The 25,431-nt window shown below is 46.4% G+C and carries 20 protein-coding genes; 13 read left to right on the top strand and 7 right to left on the bottom strand.

Going from position 1 to position 25,431, the window contains the following annotated elements:
- Positions 1 to 14: 14 nt before the first annotated feature.
- The 9 genes from mutS (at position 15) to GVO63_RS02625 (ending at position 13,166) form a co-directional block, all read left to right on the top strand.
- Positions 15 to 2,636, top strand: coding sequence for a DNA mismatch repair protein MutS (gene mutS, locus GVO63_RS02585; protein WP_159578053.1), 2,622 nt, complete (start codon positions 15 to 17; stop codon positions 2,634 to 2,636).
- A 136-nt stretch (positions 2,637 to 2,772) separates the two neighbouring features.
- Positions 2,773 to 4,404: a CTP synthase gene (locus GVO63_RS02590; protein ID WP_159494255.1), complete on the top strand. Its 1,632-nt coding sequence runs from the start codon at positions 2,773 to 2,775 to the stop codon at positions 4,402 to 4,404.
- 59 nt (positions 4,405 to 4,463) lie between these two features.
- A complete protein-coding gene (gene eno / locus GVO63_RS02595) occupies positions 4,464 to 5,756 on the top strand; it encodes a phosphopyruvate hydratase (RefSeq protein WP_159578009.1) in 1,293 nt (430 codons plus the stop codon).
- Positions 5,757 to 5,888: 132 nt separating this feature from the next.
- Entirely contained in the window at positions 5,889 to 6,611 is a 723-nt protein-coding gene (locus GVO63_RS02600; protein ID WP_159494257.1) for a hypothetical protein, read from the top strand.
- Positions 6,612 to 7,059: 448 nt separating this feature from the next.
- Positions 7,060 to 8,619, top strand: coding sequence for a 2-isopropylmalate synthase (gene leuA / locus GVO63_RS02605; protein WP_159494258.1), 1,560 nt, complete (start codon positions 7,060 to 7,062; stop codon positions 8,617 to 8,619).
- The gene (gene leuB, locus GVO63_RS02610; protein WP_159578010.1) at positions 8,620 to 9,717 is read left to right on the top strand and encodes a 3-isopropylmalate dehydrogenase; all 1,098 of its coding nucleotides are present in this window, start codon (positions 8,620 to 8,622) and stop codon (positions 9,715 to 9,717) included.
- Positions 9,718 to 9,726: 9 nt separating this feature from the next.
- Positions 9,727 to 11,127, top strand: a complete 1,401-nt coding sequence (leuC, locus tag GVO63_RS02615; protein ID WP_159494260.1) for a 3-isopropylmalate dehydratase large subunit — start codon at positions 9,727 to 9,729, stop codon at positions 11,125 to 11,127.
- 3 nt (positions 11,128 to 11,130) lie between these two features.
- Complete coding sequence (gene leuD / locus GVO63_RS02620; protein WP_159578011.1) at positions 11,131 to 11,736, top strand: 3-isopropylmalate dehydratase small subunit; 606 nt, start codon at positions 11,131 to 11,133, stop codon at positions 11,734 to 11,736.
- 239 nt (positions 11,737 to 11,975) lie between these two features.
- A complete protein-coding gene (locus tag GVO63_RS02625) occupies positions 11,976 to 13,166 on the top strand; it encodes an HD-GYP domain-containing protein (protein ID WP_159494262.1) in 1,191 nt (396 codons plus the stop codon).
- A gap of 74 nt (positions 13,167 to 13,240) precedes the next feature.
- Here the strand turns inward: GVO63_RS02625 and GVO63_RS02630 are convergent, their stop codons facing one another.
- The gene (locus GVO63_RS02630; RefSeq protein ID WP_159578012.1) at positions 13,241 to 14,461 is read right to left on the bottom strand and encodes a general secretion pathway protein GspB; all 1,221 of its coding nucleotides are present in this window, start codon (positions 14,459 to 14,461) and stop codon (positions 13,241 to 13,243) included.
- The gene (locus GVO63_RS02635) at positions 14,454 to 15,365 is read right to left on the bottom strand and encodes an ExeA family protein (protein ID WP_159494264.1); all 912 of its coding nucleotides are present in this window, start codon (positions 15,363 to 15,365) and stop codon (positions 14,454 to 14,456) included. Before GVO63_RS02635 ends, GVO63_RS02630 begins: the two co-directional genes overlap by 8 nt.
- A 222-nt stretch (positions 15,366 to 15,587) precedes the next feature.
- On the opposite strand from GVO63_RS02635, the gene GVO63_RS02640 reads away from it, so the two are divergent.
- From GVO63_RS02640 to hemW, 4 genes are all read left to right on the top strand, one after another.
- The gene (locus GVO63_RS02640) at positions 15,588 to 16,739 is read left to right on the top strand and encodes a CCA tRNA nucleotidyltransferase (protein ID WP_159578013.1); all 1,152 of its coding nucleotides are present in this window, start codon (positions 15,588 to 15,590) and stop codon (positions 16,737 to 16,739) included.
- 145 nt (positions 16,740 to 16,884) lie between these two features.
- Positions 16,885 to 18,111 (top strand): ATP-dependent RNA helicase SrmB, encoded by a 1,227-nt coding sequence (srmB, locus tag GVO63_RS02645; RefSeq protein ID WP_159494266.1) that lies wholly within the window; start codon positions 16,885 to 16,887, stop codon positions 18,109 to 18,111.
- 220 nt (positions 18,112 to 18,331) lie between these two features.
- Positions 18,332 to 18,934, top strand: a complete 603-nt coding sequence (locus GVO63_RS02650; protein ID WP_159578014.1) for an XTP/dITP diphosphatase — start codon at positions 18,332 to 18,334, stop codon at positions 18,932 to 18,934.
- Complete coding sequence (gene hemW / locus GVO63_RS02655) at positions 18,927 to 20,066, top strand: radical SAM family heme chaperone HemW (protein ID WP_159578015.1); 1,140 nt, start codon at positions 18,927 to 18,929, stop codon at positions 20,064 to 20,066. Before GVO63_RS02650 ends, hemW begins: the two co-directional genes overlap by 8 nt.
- A 368-nt stretch (positions 20,067 to 20,434) precedes the next feature.
- Here hemW and GVO63_RS02660 read toward each other — a convergent pair whose 3' ends face one another.
- The 5 genes from GVO63_RS02660 to GVO63_RS02680 all read right to left on the bottom strand — a co-directional run bounded on the left by GVO63_RS02660 (position 20,435) and on the right by GVO63_RS02680 (position 25,412).
- Positions 20,435 to 21,229 (bottom strand): DUF2884 family protein, encoded by a 795-nt coding sequence (locus tag GVO63_RS02660; protein ID WP_159494269.1) that lies wholly within the window; start codon positions 21,227 to 21,229, stop codon positions 20,435 to 20,437.
- A gap of 267 nt (positions 21,230 to 21,496) precedes the next feature.
- Positions 21,497 to 22,060, bottom strand: a complete 564-nt coding sequence (locus GVO63_RS02665; protein ID WP_159578016.1) for a DUF1566 domain-containing protein — start codon at positions 22,058 to 22,060, stop codon at positions 21,497 to 21,499.
- A 2-nt stretch (positions 22,061 to 22,062) separates the two neighbouring features.
- The gene (locus tag GVO63_RS02670) at positions 22,063 to 23,814 is read right to left on the bottom strand and encodes a DUF1566 domain-containing protein (protein WP_159578017.1); all 1,752 of its coding nucleotides are present in this window, start codon (positions 23,812 to 23,814) and stop codon (positions 22,063 to 22,065) included.
- 111 nt (positions 23,815 to 23,925) lie between these two features.
- Entirely contained in the window at positions 23,926 to 24,417 is a 492-nt protein-coding gene (locus GVO63_RS02675) for a PAS domain-containing protein (RefSeq protein ID WP_159494272.1), read from the bottom strand.
- On the bottom strand, positions 24,417 to 25,412 hold the full coding sequence (locus tag GVO63_RS02680; protein WP_159494273.1) for a response regulator: 996 nt from the start codon (positions 25,410 to 25,412) through the stop codon (positions 24,417 to 24,419). The genes GVO63_RS02675 and GVO63_RS02680 overlap by 1 nt, the downstream gene beginning before the upstream one ends.
- Positions 25,413 to 25,431 lie beyond the last annotated feature (19 nt).

A 25,431-nucleotide genomic window follows, 5' to 3' on the forward strand; every position in this document is an offset into this window, starting at 1 on the left:
AATCACATACTCCTATGATGCGCCAATACCTGACTATTAAGGCGCAGCATCCGAATATTCTACTGTTTTATCGCATGGGCGACTTTTATGAGTTGTTTTACGACGATGCCAAAAAAGCTGCAGAACTATTGGATATTTCATTAACGGCAAGGGGTAAATCCGGCGGTGAGCCTATTCCTATGGCAGGCGTGCCTTATCATGCGGTTGAAAGCTACCTATCGCGCTTAGTAAAAATGGGCGAGTCAGTGGCCATTTGCGAACAGGTAGGCGACCCAGCCACTAGTAAAGGGCCTGTAGACCGGGCAGTACAGCGCATTGTTACACCCGGTACGGTCACTGACGAAGCGCTGTTAGAAGAACGTCGCGACAATATTCTCGCTGCTGTTTGCGGTCACAGTATGCACTATGGACTGGCAACCTTAGATGTTACAAGCGGTCGCTTTGTTGTGTTTGAATGCGACAGCGATGAAAGCTTGCTCGCTGAAATTCAGCGCATTAACCCAGCTGAACTGCTTTACCCAGAAGGGTTTGAAAGCTTAACGCTGGTTGAGAAACGCAAAGGTCTTAGACGCCGTCCTGAATGGGAATTCGACATTGATACCGCCACAGAGCAGTTAAACGCTCAGTTTGAAACGAAAACATTAGACGGCTTTGGTATACAAGGCATCACGAAAGGTTTAGGCGCGGCGGGTTGCGTTTTACAATATGTAAAAGATACCCAGCGCACGGCTCTGCCGCACATCCGCCGCATCCAGACGGAACAGCAAGACAGCCGCGTGCAGCTTGATGCCGCCACCCGCAGGAACCTAGAACTTACCCATAATTTGTCGGGCGGGCAGGAAAATACGCTGTTTAGCGTGATGGATACCACCACTACGGCCATGGGCAGTCGTATGCTACAGCGGGTTATTCACTCGCCTTTGACCGATCAACATGAACTGCACAGCCGCTTAGATGCTGTTGAAACCTTTATTAACGATGACCCTGAAGATATTCGCACTGGGCTAAAGCACATTGGTGATATTGAACGTATTATGGCCCGCTTAGCCCTTCGCTCTGCGCGCCCTCGCGACTTTGCTCGCCTAAAAAATGCGTTTAATGCACTGCCTGACTTACAAAATGCCCTCGCTCGGTTCGATACAGGGCAAATCAGAAGTATCAGCGAAACTATTGGCACTTACCCTGAACTTCAAGCCCTGCTAAACAATGCCATTATCGATAATCCGCCCGTGGTAATACGGGATGGCGGCGTAATTGCCGAAGGCTACAACGCCGAGCTTGATGAGCTTCGCAAACTATCACAAGGTGCCACCGACTATTTAGATGCCATGGAGCAACGTGAGCGCGAACGCACGGGAATTTCTACGCTTAAAGTGGGTTATAACAGAGTTCACGGGTTCTTTATTGAAATTAGCCGAGCGAACAGTGCCTTAGCACCTGCAGAATATATTCGAAGACAAACCCTTAAAAACACTGAACGTTACATAACACCAGAACTTAAAGAGCATGAGGATAAAGTATTGAGCAGCCAAGGCGCTGCGCTCGCCCTTGAAAAGCAGCTCTATGAAGCCTTGTTCGACAACTTTGCACCACACCTAAACAATTTAATAGAAACCGCAGCGGCGCTTGCCAAGCTTGACGTGCTGTGCTGCTTTGCTGAGCGTGCTGTGTCCCTTGATTGGTATCGACCTCACTTGAGCCAAGAATGTGCGCTGACTTATGATGCCGGTCGCCACCCTGTGGTTGAGAACGTAATGAAAGACCCTTTCATTGCTAACCCACTTCAGCTAGACACTGAGCGTCGCATGCTGATTATTACCGGTCCAAACATGGGGGGTAAGTCGACCTACATGCGTCAAACTGCCCTTATTGCTTTGTTGGCCTGCATTGGTAGTTTTGTCCCTGCGGAAAATGCCCACATCGGAAAACTTGATCGTATCTTCACGCGAATTGGTGCATCAGACGATTTGGCATCTGGTCGCTCTACCTTCATGGTAGAGATGACAGAAACAGCAAACATTCTCAATAATGCCACTGAGAATTCATTGGTGTTAATGGATGAAATTGGTCGTGGCACCAGCACATACGACGGCTTGTCACTCGCATGGGCCTGTGCGAGTTACTTGGCAAAGCAGCTGAATGCTTATACGCTTTTTGCTACACATTACTTCGAACTGACTGAGCTACCAGAAACGCAAACTGGGGTCGTTAACGTCCATCTAGATGCAATGGAATTTGAAGATACCATACGTTTTATGCACACCGTATCGGAGGGCGCAGCAAGCAAAAGCTTTGGTTTACAGGTAGCCCAGCTTGCTGGCGTACCAAAAGCCGTCATCAAAGCAGCGCAACAGAAACTCGCGGTATTAGAATCGTCACATATTATGATCAGCGATGAAGGCGAGATTGGGGAATCTAGCGGTAAACCAAGTACCCCAAACAGCCCGCTAGGGAACGCTAACCAAGCTAGTGCGTCGACACGTTTAGCGTCTAAATCCCAAGGCCAAGCCGAAATGCTATTCCCTGATAAACCACATCCTGTGATAGAGGCTCTTGAAAACTTATCACCGGATGAGTTGTCACCGCGTCAAGCTCTTGACCTTATTTACACGCTCAAGCGTTTAAGCCAATCTTAAAATTGTGCATCATGTGGGCAAATTGATTGTCTGCCCACATGATTTTGCGTATACTATCGCCCCGTCCAAAGTGTAGCTGGTTTTGTTCTAAACTCAGCCTATATTTATCATACAACCCAAACGTTCTAGGTTTCGCATGACAAATTATATTTTCGTCACCGGTGGTGTAGTTTCATCGCTAGGTAAAGGTATTGCTGCAGCATCGTTAGCCGCAATTCTGGAAGCTCGCGGTCTCACCGTTACCATGTTAAAGCTCGACCCTTATATCAACGTCGATCCTGGCACAATGAGCCCTATTCAGCATGGTGAAGTATTTGTTACCGATGACGGCGCTGAGACCGACCTTGATTTAGGTCATTACGAGCGTTTTATTCGCACCCGCATGACTAAGCGCAACAACTTCACTACCGGTCGTGTATATGAAGAAGTGCTTAAGCGCGAGCGTCGCGGAGATTACCTTGGCGCAACCATACAGGTTATTCCTCATATTACGAATGAAATTAAGCGTCGTGTAATTGAAGGTGCTGAAGGTCATGATGTGGCTATTGTTGAAGTGGGCGGAACGGTAGGTGACATCGAGTCACAACCTTTCCTAGAAGCTATTCGTCAGCTTGGTACAGAAGTAGGTCGTGAACGCGCGATGTTCATGCACTTAACGTTGGTGCCTTACATGCCAGCGTCAGGTGAAGTAAAAACTAAGCCTACGCAGCACTCAGTAAAAGAGCTTCGCTCTATTGGTATTCAACCAGACATCCTTGTTTGTCGTTCGGTAGGTGCACTGCCGGCCAGTGAGCGCTCTAAAATCGCTCTATTCACAAACGTTGCCGACAAAGCCGTTATTTCTTTGAAAGACGTAGACAGCATTTACCGCATTCCTGCTGCACTTAAAGCACAAGGTATGGATCAGCTTGTAGTTGACCGCTTTGGTCTTGAGTGTGAAGAAGCCGACTTATCTGAGTGGGAACAAGTACTTTACGCCGAGTCGAACCCTACCGCTGAAGTTAACATCGGCATGGTAGGCAAGTATGTTGAGCTACCTGACGCTTATAAGTCGGTAAATGAAGCACTTAAGCACGCAGGGCTCAAAAACCGTCTAACGGTCAATATCCACCACATTGATTCCCAAGATGTGGAAAGCAAAGGAACCCAAATTCTAGAGCAGTTAGATGCTATCTTAGTACCTGGCGGTTTTGGAGAGCGCGGCATTGAAGGGAAAATTGCCGCCGCACGTTATGCGCGTGAAAACAAGGTTCCTTACCTCGGTATTTGTTTGGGTATGCAGGTAGCGCTTATTGAATATGCGCGTAACGTTGCTGGTATGGAAAACGCAAACAGTACTGAGTTCGACCCCGAAACACCTTACCCAGTCGTTGGCCTTATCACTGAATGGTTAGACGCAGCGGGTACCACCGAAACCCGTACTGAAAACTCAGACCTTGGCGGCACAATGCGCCTTGGCAGCCAGCTATGTCACCTTATCGAAGGTACAAAAGTTCACGAGATGTACGGCGATGTTGAAATATACGAGCGTCACCGTCACCGTTACGAAGTAAACAACAACTTGCGTGATCAAATTGAAGCGGCAGGGTTGAAGGTAAGTGGTTTGTCCACTGACAAGCGACTTGTAGAAGTGGTGGAAATCCCTGATCATCCTTGGTTCATTGCGGGCCAATTCCACCCTGAGTTCACATCAACTCCTCGGGATGGACACCCATTATTCACTGGTTTCGTTGCTGCGGCAGGAAAATACCAGAAAGAAAATCACTAATTTCTAATAAAAGGGGCGCTCTCTCCCGTTGCGCCCCATTCAATTGTTGAGGAAAAAACATGGCGAAAATTAGTCGCATTATCGGACGCGAGATCTTAGATTCTCGTGGTAATCCAACAGTAGAAGCAGATGTATATCTAGAGTCTGGCGTTATGGGCCGTGCTGCAGCACCCTCTGGTGCCTCTACTGGTAGCCGCGAAGCACTAGAACTGCGCGACGGCGACAAGTCTCGTTATCTAGGTAAAGGCGTAACAAAGGCGGTTGCAGCAGTTAACGATACTATCGCGCCAGCACTTATTGGCAAAGACGCACTAGCGCAAGCTGATGTTGACGGCATCATGATTGACCTTGATGGCACAGAAAATAAAGAAACCCTTGGCGCGAACGCAATTCTAGCGGTTTCACTTGCAGTAGCGAAAGCAGCGGCAGCAGAGAAAGGCGTAGCACTTTACGAGCACATTGCAGACCTAAACGGCACGTCTGGTCAATACTCAATGCCGGTACCTATGATGAACATCATCAACGGTGGTGAGCACGCTGACAACAACGTAGACATTCAAGAGTTCATGGTACAGCCAGTTGGCGCGAAGAGCTTTAAAGAAGCACTACGTATGGGTGCAGAAATCTTCCACGCACTTAAGAAAGTACTTTCTGCTAAAGGTCTTAACACGGCAGTTGGCGACGAAGGTGGTTTCGCCCCTAACTTAAGCTCTAACGCTGAAGCACTAGCGGTTATCGTAGAAGCCGTTGAAAACGCGGGTTATAAAATGAATGAAGACATTACCCTTGCACTAGACTGCGCGGCGTCTGAATTCTACAAAGAAGGTAAATACGTACTTTCTGGCGAAGACAAGAGCTTCGATTCAGAAGCGTTTGGCGACTATCTTGCTGACCTTTCTTCACAGTACCCAATTGTGTCTATTGAAGACGGCCTAGATGAGAGCGACTGGGACGGCTGGGCAAGCCTAACTAAGAAAATCGGTGACAAAGTACAGCTTGTTGGTGACGACTTGTTTGTAACTAACACTAAGATTCTTAAGCGCGGTATTGATAACGGCATTGGTAACTCAATCCTTATCAAGTTCAACCAAATCGGTTCACTGACTGAAACCCTTAACGCTATTAAGATGGCGAAAGATGCGGGCTTTACAGCGGTTATCTCTCACCGTTCTGGTGAGACTGAAGATGCCACTATTGCTGACCTTGCAGTAGGTACAGCGGCCGGTCAAATCAAGACGGGTTCACTATGCCGTTCAGACCGCGTTGCTAAGTACAACCAGTTACTTCGTATTGAAGAAGCACTAGGTGACGCTGCAGTTTACAAAGGCCGTAGCGAAATCAAAGGTCAATAATTAGCGCCTGTTAAAATGATGAAAAGCCGCTTTATGAAGCGGCTTTTTTGTGTCTACTTTTCGATCTGAGTAGCATCAAACGATTAATCTTGCTAGGGTTAAAGAACGACAGATAAGTATTCGACACCCCCAATGGCTGTAGGCGACAAACTCTCCCATTCTCAAGCTGGCTTTTTCGGTGAAGCAGGTGAACTCGGCGGAAGCCATCCGCTGTTCAATGAAATATGCACCGCCTTGTATGAAAGGGAGGTTATTTCTCTTGCGCACAGTAACATCAAGAACCTTTCATTACTTAAGCGTCGAATGGGCGGGCTTCCCTATCACGTGAAAGCTATTGCTCGATACATGATAAATAACAGCAGCTCAAATAATCCATCCCCCCTAAAAACGGATACCCATAATGGAAGTTGGTATGCCAAGCAATCTGCAAAGTGCCCCGGTATTAATCATTTGGACGATGTAGAAAAGCGAGAACAGTGGTATAGGAAAAACGCTAGGTATGGCCTAGTTGTACCTGTTTTGATTTTAAATATGGAAGGCTCACACATTGAGCTTGATTCAATTGATATGGTAAATCAAGACAACACCCAGCTTCATCTGAACAAAAACGGGTGGTTTGCCAACTCGGGGGAATGCATTCACTCAACGACACTACGCGATGATTTCGAAGCGAGCGCGGCACTGTCAGTTCAAAACAAAATACTATTGCGTCCTTCAAAGGCGATAATGACCGCTGCATGCAGTGGACACGCATGGAGCTATAAATCCAAGCGTACTCCACGCGCTTTGTCCCTTCGTGAAATGCGCTTATCTACTCAAATTAACTGGAAAAACTTTACGCTGCTTAGTAGGTAACAATGTCGCCACAAGAATAAAAAGCTAATAAAAACGCATAAAAAGCCACAAACTCCCTTCCGTCTTTATAGTCAAATTTAGTACAAACATCCTAATCAACATCAGACATTCAAACTAAGCCCCCTTCTGAATGAGTGATATTACTGACTACGTTGACCTCACACTAAGACTGTTAGGATGAGCATCCTAAATAATCAAAAGAAAGCATTTATACACGAAAAATATAGTCATTATTGTAATCAATGGTTGACCTCTTCATGCCACATGGGTACATTGTCGCTATCAACTTGGTCAGCAAAGAAACAATAGCAAATGCGTACTCGTTTTCTTCTATCTCTACTCCTTATGGCAGCCAGACTGCACGGGTAGATTGCGACCAGCGATTTAAATTTACAAAAACCCGTGCCGAGCACGGGTTTTTTTTTAACTATTCAACTGAGAGAGCGTCATGACAAATCAAGTGAAGATCTTTGATACCACATTGCGAGACGGTGAGCAGGCCTTACCTGCAAGCCTAAGTGCCAAAGAGAAATTACAGATCGCGCTGGCGCTCGAACGGTTAGGCGTAGACATTATCGAAGCGGGCTTTCCTGTATCGTCGCCGGGTGACTTTCGCTCTGTACAAATGATCGCGAAAGAAGTTAAAAACGCCACTGTTTGTGGGCTGTCTCGCGCATTACCTGGAGACATTGACGCATGCGGACAAGCTTTGAGCGTTGCAGAGCAGTTTAGAATTCACACCTTTATTGCAACGTCTGAAATTCACGTGGGCGCCAAACTTCGCAAGTCACAAGACGAAATTGTTGAGATGGCAGTCAAAGCGGTAAAACACGCAAGACAATATACAGATGACGTGGAGTTTTCATGTGAAGACGCAGGTCGCACCCACATAGATTATTTATGCCGTATGGTAGAAGCAGCAATCAGTGCTGGTGCGACGACCGTTAACATCCCCGATACCGTAGGCTATACCACACCGACTGAGTTCGGCGGTATTATCCAACAATTGTTTAACCGTGTTCCCAACATAGACAAAGCGACAATCTCCGTACATTGTCATAACGACTTAGGGTTAGCCGTAGCAAATTCATTAGCGGCGGTTGAGCAAGGTGCAAGACAGGTCGAGTGTACCATTAACGGTATCGGAGAACGTGCCGGTAATGCGTCACTAGAAGAAATTGCCATGATATTACAAACCCGCAAGAACATGTTGGGTTTCGAAACAAACATCAATTCTACGGAAATTTCACGCACATCAAAGCTTGTCAGTCAGCTTTGCAATATGCCTGTGCAGGCCAACAAAGCGATTGTGGGCGCAAATGCATTCAGCCACTCATCAGGTATTCACCAAGACGGTGTATTAAAAGCACAAAATACCTATGAAATCATGACCCCAGAAAGCGTGGGTATTAACAAAAACAACCTTAATCTAACATCACGCTCTGGTCGTCATGTAATAAAGCATCGCCTAACCGAACTTGGCTATAAAACAGAAGATTATGATTTAGAAGCGGTGTATGACGCCTTCTTGAAGTTAGCGGATAAGAAAGGCCAAGTATACGACTATGACCTTGAAGCCTTGTTGTTCTTCGACAAACAGAAGCATGATCAAGCTCATTTCCAGCTACTTTATCTTCAAGCGAATTCAGGACGAGAAATTATTCCAAGTGCTACCGTTAAAATGAAGGTGGGTACTGAAGAAATTACTCAATCAAGCATCGGAAATGGGCCGGTAGATGCAGCTTATAAGGCGATTATGTCTATACTAGGTCACGAAGATTTAGAAGTTGTGGACTTCAAGCTAGATTCAAAAGGTGAAGGTGCCGACGCCTTGGCGCAAGTTAGCGTTATCGCAACCTACAAAGGCCGCCGTTTCCACGGAATTGGCCTCGCTACCGACATTGTCGAAGCCGGTGTTAAAGCACTGATCTTCGTATTAAACAACACTTATTTGGCCGATCAAATTGATCAGCAGAAAAATCAACAAGAACGCGTTGCAGGAGTATAAATGAGCCAGTATTCAATTGCCGTATTAGCCGGAGACGGTATCGGCCCAGAAGTTATGCAGGAAGCCAATAAGGTTTTAGATGCTGTTGAAAAAAAGTTTAACGTCACCCTAAACCGCACTGCATACCCTGTAGGTGGCTACGCCATTGATACTGAAGGTGAAGCCCTGCCCTCAAAAACCTTGTTGGGTTGCGAACAAGCCGACGCGATTTTATTTGGCAGCATCGGCGGCCCAAAGTGGGACACCTTGCCACTAGAGCAGCGCCCCGAGCGCGCCGCACTGCTGACACTTCGCAGCCATTTTGATCTGTTCAGCAACTTACGCCCAGCTCGCATTTATCCTGGCCTTGAAAGCTTGTCTCCCCTTCGAGAAGATATTGCCAAGTCCGGCGTTGACGTTTTAGTAGTGCGCGAACTTACTAGCGGCATTTATTTTGGTCAGCCAAAAGGCCGTGAAGGTGAAGGTGAAGAAGAATTCGCTTACGACACTATGCGCTATAGCAAACGCGAAATTCGCCGCATTGCTATTGCAGCGTTCGAGGCAGCGCAAAAGCGTCGCGGTAAAGTTACCTCAGTCGACAAAGCCAACGTCTTGGTAACCAGCCGTTTATGGCGTGAAATTGCAGAAGAAGTAGCAAAAGACTATCCAGATGTAGAGCTCGATCACATCTATATCGACAATGCCACCATGCAAATCATGAAAAACCCGGCACAGTTCGACGTTATGCTGTGTTCAAACCTGTTCGGCGATATCGTATCTGATGAGTGTGCCATGATGACGGGCTCTATGGGCTTGTTGCCGTCGGCAAGTATGAACGAAGAAGGCTTTGGTCTTTATGAGCCAGCAGGCGGCTCGGCCCCTGATATCGCTGGCCAAGGCGTTGCTAATCCGATCGCACAGGTTTTATCAGCCGCCATGATGCTGCGTTTTAGTATGAACTTGAACGATGCTGCTGACGCAATTGAAAAAGCCGTGGTAGCAACATTAGAAGCAGGTGTACTTACAGGCGAATTGCTTCCATCTGACAAACGTAGCCAAGCGGCAAGCACATCCCAAGTAGGCGATGAAATCGTTAAACAATTAATGGCGCAGGAGTAAAAAGACCCCATGGCCAAGACCTTATATGACAAAGTGTGGCAGGCCCACATTATTGACCAAATCGGTGAAGACAGCTTAATTTATATCGATCGCCACCTCATTCATGAAGTGACGTCGCCGCAGGCGTTCGCTGGCCTTAATGAGAAAGGCCGTAAAGTACGTCGTCCTGACCGCACTGTTGGCACCATGGATCACAGCATATCAACACGCTCGCTGGCCATTGATGCGTGTGGTCCAGATAACGCTTTACAGCTACAAACGTTGGCAACAAACTGTGAAGAACACGGCATTCAATTGTTTCCAGTGGGTCACCAAAAGCAAGGCATTGTTCATGTAATGGGCCCTGAACTGGGGCTTATTCAACCTGGCATGACTGTAGTGTGCGGTGATTCACATACGGCCACACATGGTGCATTCGGTGCGTTAGCGTTTGGAATTGGTACGTCTCAGGTTGAGCACGTACTGGCAACGCAAACGTTGAAACAAAGTCGCGCAAAGAGCATGCTAATAAAAGTCAATGGCAAGCTTCCTGTGGGTATTACCGCGAAAGACATCATTCTTGCCATCATTGGTAAAATTGGCCATGCGGGCGCTACTGGTCACGTTATCGAGTACGCTGGAGAAGCTATCCGCGGTTTAAGCATGGAAGAGCGCATGACCGTATGTAATATGAGCATCGAAGCCGGTGCGAAAGCGGGCCTTGTTGCACCAGATGAGAAAACGTTTGCTTATCTTGAAGGCCGCGAATACGCGCCTAAAGGTCAAAACTGGGACGATGCTGTCGCATACTGGAAAACCCTTTATACCGAAGAAGGTGCCACCTTTGACACTGTGGTTGAACTTGAAGCCGCAGATATCGCGCCTCAAGTTACATGGGGCACAAACCCAGGTCAGGTTATCGGTGTGAATACGCCAGTTCCAGCGCCAGAAGATTTCAGCGATCCAATTGAAAAAGAAAGTGCAGTAAAAGCATTAGCTTATATGGGCTTGAAACCAGGCGAAAAACTTGCCGACGTTGCAGTTAACCACGTATTTATCGGCTCATGTACCAACGGACGTATTGAAGATATGCGCGCAGCTGCGCAAATTGCCAAACGAGGTAAAGTCGCTGATTCTGTGACTGCCATCGTCGTACCCGGCTCAGGTGCGGTCAAACGTCAAGCTGAGGAAGAAGGCCTCGATAAAATCTTTATTGATGCTGGCTTTGAGTGGCGTTTGCCGGGCTGCTCAATGTGCCTAGGTATGAATGACGATAAACTAGTAGCAGGCGATAGATGTGCTTCTACCAGTAACCGTAACTTTGAGGGCCGTCAAGGCCGCGGAGCGCGTACTCACTTAGTAAGCCCTGCAATGGCCGCCGCTGCAGCGATTACTGGTCGCTTTGCTGACGTTAGAGATTATCAGGAGTAAGGTATGTCTGAACAAGGTTTTACACAACACACAGGCATTGCTGCGCCGCTCGATCAGGCCAATGTCGATACTGACCAAATCATTCCAAAGCAATTTCTTACGGGTGTAACGCGCGCGGGCTACGGCAAGCATTTGTTTCACGACTGGCGTTATTTGGATTTAGAAGAGAAAGAGCCAAACCCAGCGTTCGCGCTGAATAAGCCTGAACATAAAGGCGCAAGTATCCTACTGGCTCGCGAAAACTTTGGTTGTGGTTCAAGCCGTGAACACGCGCCGTGGGCACTTGCCGACTTTGGTTTTAAAACGGTTATTGCCACCAGCTTTGCCGACATTTTTTACGGAAACTGCATTAACAACCAGTTAGTACCAGTGGCGTTATCTAGCGCGCAAATGGATGCACTGTTTGCTGCGGTAAAAGCTAATCCTACGGTTAACATAACCGTAGACTTACCCGCTCAAACTGTAAGCTTTGACGAAACTAGCTTTAGCTTTGATATTGCAGAGCATCACAAAAATAACTTGATTAAAGGGTTAGATGCCATTGGCCAAACATTGGAATTGACGAGTGCCATAGAGGCGTTTGAAGACAAACAACCTGCATGGTTATAGAAGCAAATTTCAGTTTTTTATAAAGCAACATAATGAGAGAGCGCTGCATCAGCGCTCTCTTTGGTTTTAAACCTTTAGATTTTGATTGCTAAATCAATTTACTGTGGAACAAAAGCTCACATTCACTATTATTTACATTGAAGATATGGAAAGCTCTCACTTTTTTTATCGAAATAACGTACTATTTAAACCGATTGTAGTTGTTAGCTTTGGCAGTAATAAGCCTCACAGGAGAGATAATGCTAGAACAGGTGCCTATTGATGAATTGCAGCCGGGAATGTACGTCAATCAAGTACTTGAACAGACTGGCTCGCTTAAAATGCGCTCTAAAGGCATTGTCAAAACGCAAGCCATCATCGACAGTTTAAAAGCCAAAGGCATTTTAAAGGTAGAGGTCGACCTCTCTAAATCCAAGCACAAAAAAATAGAAAACGTTCCAGAAGAAACGGCTAACACGGAAGTGCCTAAACCTGCGCCTAAACCAATGGGGCGCGATGCTATCAATGAAGCTAACGATCTTTATGACAACGCGCTTGCAATACAAAGTAGCTTTTTAAAGTCTTTGAAAAATGGCGCAGTAAAAGATTTGTCTCCGATGGAGTCGCTTTCGCATAGCCTCATCGAGAGTGTTTTTGACAACAAAGATGCGCTTAGCTGTCTAACGATGATTAAAAACACGGACCAATATCTTCTTGAACACAGCATCAACTGTAGTGTCCTAAGCGGTATATTCTGTGAATTTCTTGGCTATGATAGAGAGACCACAGAACAAGTGAGTTTAGGTGCCTTGTTAATGGATATTGGCATGTCATCGCTTCCTGATGAAATCCGCAATAATAAGGGTGAGTTCTCACAAAGCGACTGGGAAGTGATGAAGACGCACGTGCAAATTGGTGCTGACTTAGTTGAACAATGTGGTGACATTTCTGACTTGTCGCTACGGATCATTGAAGAACATCATGAGCGCATCGATGGAAGCGGCTACCCAAGAGGCCTAGTCGGCGATGAAATTTCTGAATACGCCCGTATTGTCGCTATTGTCGATGCCTACGACGCAATGACGTCTAACCGTTCTCATAAAGAAAGTATTACCCCAACCCAAGCGCTTAAACGTTTAACCGCAACCGAAAATTTAGATCAAGAATTGGTCAAACAATTCATTCAGTGTATTGGTGTACATCCGGTTGGCTCGTTGGTAAGACTTAAAAGCGGCAAGCTAGGTATTGTAAGCAAGATAAATCCTAAAGATCCGGTAAGCCCTCATGTAATGACGTTTTACAGTGTTACATCTCAACACTTCAATGAAGTTAAGCGCATTGATTTGAGCTTATACGACGACGAGATTGTATCGGGTGTTCGCCCCGAAGAATTCAATTTGAATTTACCTAAGTTTTTTAAAGATGTGTTTATCAATCAAATGCCGCTTTAGGCAGACGAATATCACAAAAAAAGGCCCTGCATTAAGGGCCTTTCTTATATGGTTTAGCTGTTAGCTATTTGCAGCTACCAATCTGTTAATGCAGCCATAGTAAATAGTTCATCTTCGAACGCAAGCACCACACGCTGTGCTTCAATATTTACAATTTGCACCCTATCGGCAATCCAATCACCTTCGCCTAGCTGACGCCCATTGACCCTCACCCACCTATCAGCGGGGCGAGACGCATACATATGTGCACTAAAGTTCATCGATGGAAGCCTAGTCAATAAGCGGACTGGTAGCTGATCGACACGAGGAATATCGTCTCTTACTGTTACGGTGTTTTCTCTTGGTTGTGCGTTATCCTGCGCTTTGGTATCCAAAGCTTCAACAGCCGCGTTAAAGCGAGCCATTAGCTCTGGAGAAACAGAAACATCTGATTGAGAAGCGCTTTCATTAAGCACCCTCCCTTCATAATTCTGAGGCGTGACTTGTTGTTCAGCCGTCTGTTCGGTTTTACCGTTGCCGCTGTTTAAGGCATTGCCTGTGGCCTGAGCCTCGGTGTTCTGATTACTCGTTTGGTTGTTCACCGCACCATAGCCCGCGCTCGCGGTATATTGTTGATTAGCGCTCGCTGACTTGTTGTTTTGCAGGCCTTCCGTTTGTGCGCCCACCACTTCTTTCCCGCTATTTTCTTGTCCTGTATTCTGACTGGCTAGACGGTCTGCGTCACCGGCATTACTTGCATTACCCGACAACGCTTTCTCGCTTTCCCCTTCTTGTGCCGCAGCGCGGTCAGTGGCCGGTGTAATTGTGTCGCTCTTATCAGTATTTTTACTCGTGTTATCAGTAAACGTAACGTGCTTTGATGCTAATAATGGCCACCAACGCTCAGTCGTCGCAGCAGAAAAGCCAATACACAAACCGCCTAGGACAACAACAGCATATGCAGCGAACTGTTTTGCATAAAGCATCCATGCCGATGGTAGCCCTTCGACCGTGGGTAAAAATAAACTTCGATTGAATTGTTCGTTGAGCGACTTATCAAACTTAGCGGTCGTGTCGTGCTCTCCGCGAAGTAACGCTTGGGTTTGCGTTCTGTGGTGCGTGACAGCAGGTGCGATTTCCACGGTTTGCTCAGGGTCTATTTCTACCTCCTGCACGCCCATTTCAGACAGGCCCTGCACCATAGCATCGCTTGTCACTAAACCGGACTTTCTAATTTTTACCGGCCCATTCTGCTTCGTGATTTGAACAATCACCATGCCAGGCATTAAATGTTCAATGGCAACGATATTAGACATACAAACTCCCTAACCCGTAGCCCAAAAGAATAGCCAGCACAAATGCTGATGCCAAATACCATTTTCGCTGGCTTTGCACCCGCTGACTGACAACATCTTCCCCCAGAATTTGCTCCGCCGCGGCTAAGAAGATAGGCTTTTGCACAACCGCATGTTGCTTAGTAAAAGATAAGGTTAATGCCCGATCGCACAGCAAATTAATCACTCTGGGAATGCCACCAGTAATTTGATGTACTGCCCGTAACGTAGACTTACTGAAAATACTGATGTCGCCTTCAGCCACGCTCAGGCGATGGGCAATGTATGCACTGACTTCCGGTGCCGTTAAGGGCAGCAGGTGATAACGAGCGGTTATGCGCTGGGCAAGTTGGCGTAATTCGTTTCGCTTTAACAACTGCTGCAATTCAGGCTGACCAATCAACACCACCTTCAACAGTTTTTCTCTATTCGTCTCAAGGTTGGTTAACAAGCGAAGCTGTTCTAAGACTTCTGGCATCAAATGCTGTGCTTCGTCGACCATCAAAACCGTATTAATACCAGACTGATGATTCTCTGCCAGCTTTGACAGAATAAGATCGGTAAAATATTTTAGACTTGCTTTCTCTGGCGTGTACGACAGTCCGAGTTCGTCACAAACCGTTGCCAGTAGTTCAAGCGCAGACAATGTTGGGTTCAAGATCATGGCTACTTGGGTATTATCGGGCAGTTGCTGCAATAGCTTTCGTGAAACGGTTGTTTTACCTGTGCCCACTTCGCCTGTGAGCATCACAAAACCGCCACTTTCCCTGAGGCCAAAGGTCAAATGGGCTAATGCCTCTTTGTGTCTTGGACTCATATACAAATAGTCGGGATTGGGCGCAATCGAAAAAGGATTGTCGTTTAACCCAAAGTAGTTCAAATACATGGTTGCTGAAGCGCCTATCTGTTTTGATTTTTGACAGCGATTAAACTACCAGACGCAACCTTGAAGTGAAAGCGTATAACGATGTGGCTACGATTTTTATTTGTAACATTGGTATACTGCGCGTTCACTAGCTAGGACGTGTGGACCGTTTTAATACATCTGAGGCCAATACGCCCTTACCATTATTGACTAAAAAATTGACTAAAAACTTATTGGAATAGCATGCAGGTATATCTCGTTGGTGGCGCAGTACGTGACGCACTATTAAACAGAAAAGTTGTAGAACGCGACTATGTGGTGGTGGGCGCAACACCAAAAGAAATGCTTAACCAAGGTTTTACTCAAGTAGGTAAAGACTTCCCTGTTTTTTTACACCCCAAGACACAAGAAGAATACGCACTTGCACGCACAGAGCGTAAGTCAGGAAAAGGTTACACAGGTTTTGTGTGCGATGCCTCAAGCTCTGTCACGCTAGAAGAAGATTTGTTACGCAGGGACCTCACCGTTAACGCCATAGCGCAAGACAATCGTGGAAATCTTATCGATCCCTATGGTGGCAAAAACGACTTAGAAAACCGCCTTCTTCGCCACGTATCTGAAGCCTTTAGTGAGGACCCTTTACGGGTATTTCGCGTTGCTCGCTTCGCCACCCGCTACGCTTATTTAGGGTTTACTATCGCCAATGAAACCATGGCGCTTATGCAATCCATGGCCGAAAGCGGTGAATTAAGCTCGCTAAGCGCAGAGCGCGTATGGCAAGAAACGAAGCGTAGCCTTTTGGAAAAAACACCGCATGTGTTTTTCACTGTCTTAAACCAAGCCCATGGCCTGAATGACTGGTTTGCTGAGCTTGAAGATAATTTAGATACTGCTTTGGCCACGCTAAAAACGGCGGTAGAGCTAGAAAAGGCTGCAAGTAAACACCTCGTTAAAAATACTGATTCAGAAACCGCTAGACTGATAACACGATTCACTGCCCTACTCTCTCATCTTGGTGAGGAGGAAGCGAAACGCCTATGCGGCCGTCTCAAAGTGCAGAATCAACTCAGTGAGATTGTTATTCTTGCCTGCAAGTTTAAGGATTTTCTGTTAAACACGCAGAACTCGCCCACCGACTTACTCTCCTTATTCAATGGCTGTGATGCATGGCGAAGAGAGGAACGTTTCACATTATTGCTTAGCGCTTTTGCGCCTTATGCTCACAACAAGGGCGTAAAGTGGTCGCCTCAACAGAAGCGCATCCAAGATGCATTGGCAGCTGCCAATCAGGTCAACGTACAAGACATCATTGCCACAGGGGTTAAAGGCCCCGAAATAAAAGACGCGTTAAACCAAGCAAAACTTGCCGCAATTGACTCGCTTAACGCAAACTAAGGGAGTCTAATCGCTAACAGCACCGCCCCGTTGGCGTCATAACACCCATTTATCTGCGGTGTGCTAATTTAACGCCAGTTTTTCTCTATGTTTTGATGCAGCAATGCTACAATATGCCCCATTCATTTAGAGCGTTTTTTATACTATGACTTTCGAAGAACTCGAATTAGACGAAGCACTGTGTCATGCAGTTGCTGATATGGGGTTTGAAACCCCAACTAGCATACAAGAACTCGTTATCCCGCATGCGTTGGATGGGCGAGATATCTTAGCATCTGCACCAACGGGCACAGGCAAAACAGCGGCGTTTTTGTTATCTGCATGTCAGTTTTTGCTCGACTATCCGCGCAGACAACCCGGTGCAACACGTATTCTAATATTAACACCTACCCGTGAGCTCGCGTTACAGGTTCACGAGCAAGCCGTTGCCATTACTAAACATACGCAAATTGTCTGCGGCGTAATAACCGGCGGCATTAACTACGGTACCGATAAAGAAACGTTAAGCAAGAATCTCGATATTCTTGTAGCTACACCAGGCCGTTTGCTTGAGCACATCGAAAAAGAAGCCGCAGATTGCCGCGACATTGAGTGCTTGATCCTTGATGAAGCTGACCGCATGTTGGATATGGGTTTCTCAACGGTAGTTAACCAAATTGCAGCTGAAGCGCGCTGGCGCAAACAGAACCTACTGTTCTCTGCCACATTAGAAGGCAAAGGCGTGAAAACCTTTGCTCATGACATTCTTAACAATCCTGAAGTAATTGAAGCGAACCCTTCGCGCAAAGAGAAAAACAAAATTCATCAGTGGTATCACCTAGCTGACGACATGAACCACAAGCAAGCTCTGCTAGTGAATATTTTGAAGCAAGAAACGACGACGTCAGCGGTTGTGTTTGTGAAAACCCGCGAACGCCTACAAATGCTAAAAGACTTCTTAGCCTCGAAAGATATTCCAGTATGCTGGTTGCAGGGCGAAATGCCACAAGACAAACGCATTGCAGCGCTAGCCCGTTTCAAAAGTGGTGAAGTACCTATCTTACTTGCCACTGACGTTGCTGCACGTGGTATTGACGTACCAAACGTAAGCCATGTAATTAACTTTGATATGCCGCGCAAAGCCGACGTGTATGTACACCGCATTGGCAGAACCGGTCGTGCTGGCGCTAAAGGTACCGCAATATCGTTGGTAGAGGCCCACGATTTTGACATGGTGGCCAAAGTTGCACGTTACATGGGCGAGGCACTCAAGGCTCGCGTTATTGACGAGCTACGCCCTAAAAACAAAACGCCTAAGATTGGCCCCAAAAAGAAAAAAGTGAAGGCCAAAGACAAAGCCAAGGCAAAAGCTAAGCCTAAGAAGAAAAAGTAAAACTCGAGCACGTAGAGGGTGAGTGATGCGATGGCCGAAGGTTGGGAGTGGCTTTCGCAAACACGCGGTAAACACATCCATGTGCGCTCCGCTGCCGCATTCCTGCGGCAGAGGGTTTGCTCAAACCACTCCCAACCTTCGGCCTGAATAACCTAAAGTAACCCAATGAATGTATTCGAGTTTATTTCAGGAGCAAAGAAAAAACGAGGAGTCTGGCACATTGAAATTCCCAGAAAAAATTGTTTTAGCCACAGGTAACCAGGGCAAAGTGCGCGAGTTTGCATCCTTGTTTGCAGATTACGGTGTAGATGTTGTGGCGCAAAAAGAATTAGGTGTATCTGATGTACCAGAAACCGGTACGACGTTCGTTGAAAATGCCATTATTAAAGCCCGTCATGCGGCACAAGTAACAGGCCTGCCCGCTATTGCTGACGACTCAGGCTTAGTGGTTGATGCCCTTGGCGGTGCGCCCGGTATTTATTCAGCCCGCTATGCTGGCGCTGATGCAACAGACGATACCAATATCGACAAGCTACTAGCCGCCCTTAACGGCGAGACGCAGCGCAAAGCGCATTTCTTCTGTACTTTAGTATTTATGCGTCATGCCGACGACCCAGTACCGTTAGTTAGCCAAGGTAAGTGGCAAGGTGAAATTTTAACCGCTCGTTCTGGTAACGACGGTTTTGGTTACGACCCCGTATTTCACGTGCCAACTCACGGCTGCACTGCTGCAGAATTAGACAAAGCCGAAAAGAACCGCATTAGCCATCGCGGCAACGCCTTAGCGATTTTGCTTGATAATATGAGAGCGACTTTTGCGTAATCCACCGCTTAGCCTTTATATCCACATTCCTTGGTGTGTTCAAAAGTGTCCGTACTGTGATTTTAACTCTCACGGGCTCAAATCTGATTTACCCGAGAAAGAATATGTGGCGCACCTGCTGGACGATTTAGCCATTGATGCCAAACGTATTGGCGACCGCCCTGTTGAGACAATCTTTATAGGCGGTGGCACGCCAAGTTTGTTTTCAAGCGAGGCCATGGCAGACATCTTAAACGGCGTTAAACAGCGGGTTAACGTTAGTGACACTGCTGAAATAACCATGGAAGCCAACCCAGGTACCGTTGAGGCAGGTAAGTTTGCAGGCTTTTATCAGGCAGGCGTAAACCGAATATCGGTGGGCATTCAAAGCTTTCAGCCTAAGCATTTAAAAGTACTGGGTCGTATTCATAATGGGAGCCAAGCTGAAAATGCGGTTAAGCAGGCACACAGTGCTGGGCTACCCACGTTTAATTTAGATCTCATGCATGGCCTACCTGAACAAAGCGTAGAGAATGCCATAGCAGATTTGAAGCAAGGTATTGAGCTCGATCCCTATCACCTGTCGTGGTACCAGCTTACTATCGAGCCAAACACGCCTTTTTACTCAAAACCACCAGAGCTGCCAGACGACGATATTCTGTGGGAAATACAGGAACAAGGCCATAGCTTATTAGAGCGTGCAGGCTATCATCAGTACGAGATTTCAGGCTATGCAAAAGCAGGCCACCAGTGCCGTCATAATCTCAATTATTGGCGCTTTGGCGACTACTTGGGCATTGGCTGTGGAGCTCATGGAAAGATTACTGATGCCCCTAACGGTACTATTCATCGCACCGTAAAAGTGAAGCATCCAAGGGGCTATATGGAAATAAGCCGCCCGTATTTAGATACTCAAACGTTAGTCAGTAACGATGACCTGCCGTTTGAATTCTTTATGAACCGATTCCGTTTAGTCGAGCCTTGCCCGATAAGTGATTTTAGTGACTTCACAGGAACTGAGTTAACGGATGATGTTAAGCGTTCGCTATCTGATGCTCACGACAAGGGGCTACTGTCTATTTCAGACACCCACTGGCAAGTTACCGAGAAAGGACGTCGATACCTTAACTCACTACTGTCGTGTTTCGTTTAAAGAAGCTCATCTAATACCAGTCCGCATAGATAATTACCCACTCAGCGAGAGTTAAATGTTCGTAATCGCGGCGTGTTACCGCAGGTATAATGGTTCTACATCAAGGTGACGCAACAAAGAGTACGGACATTTTAAACTCGCCCTTCGGGAAGGTCTGGCAAGCTTCCTAGCTTCATTCTGGGAATTTGAAAGGGAACAGCCATTCCTGCATTCCCACGCTTCGCTAGGAAACTTGCCAGCACCTTCTGAGTGGGCAATTATCTATGCGGATTGGTATAATTCCAACCCAAATCAAAAAAGCCTGCTCTCGCAGGCTTTTAATTACGTCCGTCAAACAACCGGTCAAGTAACGCTAACTTGATCGATATTTAGTTATCACTTTTTTCATGCAGAGTTATGATATTGTAAGGTTTAAAAGCAGGAACACTTGCACGAAGATTTTCTTCTGCTATGTCTAAACGTTTAAGCTTTTCACAAAACCACTCTGCCTTTTTACGCAAGGTTGTGGCCTTATCGCCCACATCTAGCCCTTCGCCCACATTATTGAGTTGACGTGTAATTTCGGCCACCTTTTCCTGATTGACCTCGCCACTTCCGGTATTAATACCGCTGATGGCTGAAAGTATGCCGCCCACTGACGTTGAAATCGCCTCTTCAAGTTGGGCTTCTATTTCACTGTCAACAAACTCATCAACACTCTCAAGGGATCCGGGGCCGATGAAATAGTGATTACTGGCGTGCCTGAATTTATCTTTTACGCGGTTCTGAACGCGCTTCATAGCAGCGTTTAAACGTTCATAGCTATCGTGGTCACTGCCAACCAGCCCCAAATACACATGTTCAATCGTGTCAATGGCAAGATCAACGCCTTCAGTCGCCAAAATAATCATTTTCGGTACTACGTAATGCAGTCCCGATGCGTATTCTTCGAGCCATTGACGCTCTTGTTCATTCAATGTTTGCCAACGCCCGCCTATAAACAACTGATTCCGATCGTTAATTTGGACCACAGTACGGGTCTTATCCATAACGCGAAGTTGCTCGTCATTGACAGCAATACCATACGCAAAATCGATATTGCAGGTATATTCGGCTTGCGCCGATGAGCTGTGTCCAGCGAATAAACAAATTGTGAATAGAATAGCCTTTAGGCGCGATATCATTTTCATAACAACATTGTGGCTAGCTTCCTCAGAAATAAAAAGCCATCATGAGTCTAACGTGCTAAAAATCAGGTTGAACATGTCGAGAACATCAACCTTGAAGGACCATATAGGCTTCACAACTAACACAGCCGTCATTTGACACTCAAAAAGTGTGTAGCCTAAAACCAAAAAGCACGCATTATAAAGCGTGCTTCATTGATAGAAAGTCTTGACCCTAGATACTAGACGAAAGACTAAGTTGAGATAGTTAACAATGTGCTGAATTTATTCGTTGGTGAAGGTTCGAACCAAACGTACATAAATAAATCGGTTTTTTTCTTTTATAGAATGACTCGCGTTAAAAAATGCCACAACCCACGCGCGGTCAGGATCATCTGCCGATGGCGTCGATGTCCAAAAATCATCTGGAGGCGTGGAGGGGAACAAGGAGCTATTAATTGCTGGGCGGACACAGTCTCGCTCTGTGAGTGTTGCTAATTCCTTTACATTAGGCAATCGCCACCCAAGTAAATCCTCATTACTGGCTTCATGGGCTAACTTGAGCGCTTGCTGCCACGTATACTTCACCGCTTCTCCACTGCACGTCGAGCCATTCCAGGTCTGCCCTTCTGCACAGCGTCTCCACACCAAATCGGTAGTGGTATCCAGTAAACTACTTGTAGTGACTGCCTCAAAGTTGTCGTTAGGCGTTGTTTCCAGACCGTCAGATAAGCACTCTTGCGCAAAGGTTGCCATTGATGTTGAAGTTAGCAGTGTTGCAATCAATAGCGTTTGCATCGACGACAATACTTTATTTATACGCGTTTTATCTTTCATTTGTGTATTCATCACTATCTCCCTGCCCTGACTAGACGCACCCGGCCAGCTGTTGATTTATTGAGAAAGTTGTCAACGCCTGAATCGAAGTCTAAGGCCCACGCATTTTGTGCATCGTCACTATTTACACCATCAGCACTAGGTACTGATGTCCAGTACCACAAAGGTACCGTAGATACTTCACCTGTATTAGGGAAGTAGTCTTCATCTATCGCAACATCAGCAGCGATACCTAAATGCATTAATGAGAAAAGTTCATGGTGAGTAGGTAAGCGCCAATCATAAAAGCCACACAATCCTTGAGCATTTACTGCTTGAACATAGGCTGATGTATTACAGTTCGTCAGTAAGCATGTGCCATTAGCGCCTGCTTCATCACCTTCGAACCCGCCATTTACCTCTTCGCTAAACCACGAGTAAGTAAAATCTTTGTCTTGAAACGTACCGTCATCAGTCTTCACTTCCCATACTAATCCCGTCACATTGTCACGGACACATGACCAAGAATCAGCGTCAGCATCCTGCTCATCACCATTGGCGTTTAAGCGAGTAAAATCAAAGCCCGCTTTGCCGCGCCCGGCTTTTTCAATAAGGCCATTTTGCTCAATAACATCAGCGCCTCTTTGTCCATCCTGGCCAGGAAAATCATTTTGCTGTGCTTGTGTTAATGCATTGTTCGTCGCTTGCTGTAAAAAACCGGTATCATTAATCAATGGCGTTGGAAGGGGTCGAACTTGGACGTTTATTGTATCTTCTACACTGTTTCCATTGGCGTCAGTTACCGTCAACGTATAGGCAACCACTGTAGAACTTGTCACAGCAGGTGCTATGGCAAACGTAGAAAGCGCATCGCTGTCGTCAATAGGACGATTTGCTGTACCGTCGTTGCCAGCAGTCACGTTGCTACTTCTTTCCCACAAATAAGTAAGAGGCATAGCGCTTGGTATAGTCGTGCTTGCTTCCCCTTCAAGTATGACTATTTCACCGCTAAACACCCCTTGAGAAACGCCAGCGCTCACCACGGGTAGCGTATCCGTTTCAGACTGCACATTGATAGTTACCGTTTGGGAATCGACTGCGCCTTCAGAATCTGTCACCTCAAGCTGGAAAGAGAGCAACTGCTCTTCGTTTGCTATTGGCGTCACGATAGTGAGGGTTGGAAGATTTGTTTCAACACCTGTAATAACATTAACGCCTGCCGTTTGAGACCATCTATATTCTGCTACCGCCTCATCTGTGCCATCTGGATCTCGGCTCTCAGTGCCATCTAAGATAACCTCAACGCCGCCTGGAAACGTTCCCGCAGGCAGGCCGTTTTGATGGGGAGTAGTAATATTCGCTTGCGGCGGAATATTTACAGGCGCCACCGTTATTACGGTAAAGTCACTTGCCGTATTACCGCTTTGGTCATTCACAGAAACAGTCACCGTGTATTGCGTTGCGCTATTTACTCGAGGTGCAACAAAGCTCGCCGAGGAAGAACTGGTATCGTCGTGCGTAATCGAAAGAGAAGGAGAAGCGGTCCAATTATAAGTGTATGTTCCGTCACCGCCGCTAACTTGCGCGCTTAATGCATACGTAGCGCCCTCGGTCACTGTAGCGTCTGGACCAGCGTTAACAACAAGGTTGCCGCTGCCGCCATTAGCATTATCGCCGTCACCGCCACCGCCGCAAGCAGCCAGAATAAATATTCCCGCGAGACAAATTAGCCCTCGACCGAAAGCGCGAAAACACTTATCTGAAACTGAAAACACGTTAAATTGCATACATACTCCCATAGCACCGTAGGATGAGAAAAACACAGTGTCTGGTAAAAACTTGATGTAGGTTGTATCGCTGATTAGCCGTTTGTCGCTAAAGCGAACAGTTTGCCGCGGTTATGAGAAGCTTTTTTTCGCCTCTTGCGCCTCTGACATTGTCACTTGTAATGCCTCGAGCTGCTTCTTACCGACCGCTACATCCGTCATGTCGTAAATCATCATGCTGATATAATCTACTTTGCCCGTCGCGGAGGTCAGAGGAGAAAGCGTGAGATTTTGATACATGAACGACTCGCTACCTGTAATCGGCCGATAATTTGGAAACTTGAATAAATAGGGGCGTTGCTCCCATGTCATGAAAGCGCGCGTTTTTAAGTCGAAGACCGGCTTAGCTTTTTTAACAAACCAATCTTGCTTAATAGAGGGGAATAACGAAAATAAGGATTTATCTCTTACTTCGCTGGGTAGAAGGCCGCTGTGACTTTCCATAAAGCCATTCCACACCTTAACAGTAAAGTCCCTATCCAGAACGACGATACCTACATCAACAGTCTGAAGCATATCCATCATCCAATGAAACTCTAGCAACTCATCTAAATGTTGGCTCATCAGAAATCCTCCAACAAGTGGGCAAGTTTAGAATTCATCATTTTCATCGATTCTTCAGTAAACAGCAGTATTAAATCACACTGCACATTGTATCCTTCCAAGCCATAACTTAATTCTATTGCAAGCGTACGCTTCCACTTAATTTGGTTCATGGCAATAATTTCGGTAATAGCCCGGTGTTGTCCCAACACGATGGGGTGGCCTTGGCTAAAATTAATATCCATTTGGTTTGCCAAGCCCGTTAAACAAGTTCCAATAAGTATGCTTGCGGCATCCATCAACAGCTCTAGCTGAAGCTGATCATCAACTTCGCCCTCAACGTTGAGTATCTTTGCTACATCATCAAAACTCGAATCGCTCAGAATGCACAAGGCTTCACCACTAACCCCTGGCCCCAAAAAGCCTTGGCAAACAGCGGTCACCTGCTCATGGCTTTCAATATCTGAGAGCATCATATGGAGCTCTGAAACCTCAATGAGATTTACATTGGGAATGGGGAGTTCAACAAATACATTCATGGTGCGAGCGAGATGATCACCAGCCTGCCCCATGGCTATATTGGTAATTTCTTGATAGCAATCTCTTATATCAGGATCTAAGGGAGATACTTCTAACTGCGGTTCTTGCTCATTGTGAAGAATATTATATTTGTTTAAAACTTCTGCTAATGTTTTGGGGTCGACTGGCTTTCTAATAAAGTCCAACGCGCCAAGGGATGTAACACGCTCGTGAGCTTCTGGCTGAATATCGCCTGATACCACGATTACTTTTGTTTTTAACCCTTGCTTCCTTATGCCTTCGAGCGTGCCATAACCGTCAAGAACAGGCATATTGAGGTCGAGCAACAAAAGATCGCCCTTCCCATCAGCGAGCGCCTTTAGGGCTTCATCCCCATTCTTCGCAAAATGCACGGCAACATCCCAATCTTGAGGAAGGCATTTTGCCACTTGCTTTCGCGCAACTAACGAGTCATCACAAACCAGTACAGAAAACATTAAGTTCTTTTACCACCTA

It is taken from the genome of Alteromonas sp. KUL106, assembly GCF_009811415.1.
Classification (GTDB): domain Bacteria; phylum Pseudomonadota; class Gammaproteobacteria; order Enterobacterales; family Alteromonadaceae; genus Alteromonas.